Source organism: Streptomyces sp. NPDC005281 (genome assembly GCF_040607495.1).
Taxonomy (GTDB): Bacteria; Actinomycetota; Actinomycetes; order Streptomycetales; family Streptomycetaceae; genus Streptomyces.
Genome location: NZ_JBEXGX010000099.1, coordinates 1 through 1,508 on the forward strand (window position 1 = coordinate 1; position 1,508 = coordinate 1,508).

The following is a 1,508-nucleotide window of genomic DNA, read 5'->3' on the forward strand; positions in this document are numbered from 1 at the left end:
TGGATTTCGTCCCCGCCGGGGCTGCCATACCGCTTTGCGGGAGGTGGACCACACCTGGACCGGGACGTCCTGGTTCATCGAAGGGGACATCGCCGACTGCTTCGGCAGCCTGGACCACGAGGTCCTGCTGTCGATCCTCAGCGAGAAGATCCATGACCAGCGGTTCCTACGGCTGGTGCGCAACATGCTCAAGGCCGGATACCTGGAGGACTGGAGATGGGGCGCCACGCTCTCCGGAGCACCGCAAGGCGGAGTGGCCTCCCCAATCCTGTCCAACATCTACCTGCACAAGCTGGATGAGTTCGTCGAGACAGTTCTAATTCCGGAGTACACCCGAGGGAAGCGCCGGGCCCGCAACCCGGCATATCTGGAGTTTCAGAATCTGCTGGCGAAAGCACGCCGGCGCGGCGACCGGGTCCAGGCCCGTGCGCTGCGTCAGCAAATGGTCAGCCTGCCGAGTGCGGATCCCCGCGATCCGGGATACCGCAGGCTGCGCTATATACGCTACGCGGATGATCACCTCCTCGGTTTCACCGGACCGAAAGCCGAGGCCGAGCAGATCAAACAACGCCTGGCCCAGTTCCTACGTGACGAACTCAGGCTGGAACTGTCCCGGGACAAAACGCTGATCACTCACGCCCGCACCCGGGCAGCGAGGTTTCTCGGTTACGAGATCACGACCCAGCACAACGACACGAAGAAGACTGGCCGTTACCGCCGAATCAACGGCCAGATAGCACTCCGTGTCCCACAGGACGTGATCAAAGCCAAGTGCGCCCCCTATATGGATCGCGGAAAACCCGCGAAGACGACGGCCCTGACCAATAGCAGCGATCATGCGATCGTGGCAACCTACGGAACCGTATATCGGGGTGTCGTCCAGTACTACCTGCTTGCCGGGGATGTCTTCCGGCTGCACCGGCTGCAATGGGTCATGGAGACTTCTATGCTCAAGACTCTTGCGGCCAAGCATCGCTCGTCAGTGTCGAAGATGGCCGCCAAACACAGGGCCAGAATCGACACGTCCAACGGGCCCCGAATCTGCTTCGAGGCCCGTATCGAGCGGAAGAACAGGAAACCGCTGGTGGCACGATTCGGTGGGATTTCCCTCCAACGGCAGCGGGCGGCGGAACTCGCCGATCGTGAGCCGGTGCGGGTGGACTATCCGCAGAAGGAACTCATCGCGAGGCTCCTTGCGGATACCTGCGAGATCTGCGGAAGCAAGGGCAACGTGCAAGTGCACCACGCCCGCGCTCTCGCCGATCTCGCACATGCCGGATGGCAACCTTCCGATTGGGCGCGCGTCATGCTTCACCGACGGCGCAAAACCGTCGTGGCCTGCGACACCTGCCACGACCGTATCCATGCGGAACGGCCAGCCAGACCATTCACGCAGTAGTCACTGGAGAGCCGGATGACCGGGAAACCGTCATGTCCGGTTCGGCGGGAGGCCGCGCGGAACAGGACTCGCCCTCATGGTGAGCACCTCGCCGCGCGGCCGACCCAAC

At 62.7% G+C, this 1,508-nt stretch carries 1 protein-coding gene; it reads left to right on the forward strand.

Annotated elements, in window-relative coordinates; genetic code table 11:
* Positions 1-1,399 (forward strand): reverse transcriptase domain-containing protein (locus ABZV42_RS42200; RefSeq protein WP_356057562.1); only part of this gene is annotated, 1,399 nt, incomplete at its 5' end.
* Positions 1,400-1,508 lie beyond the last annotated feature (109 nt).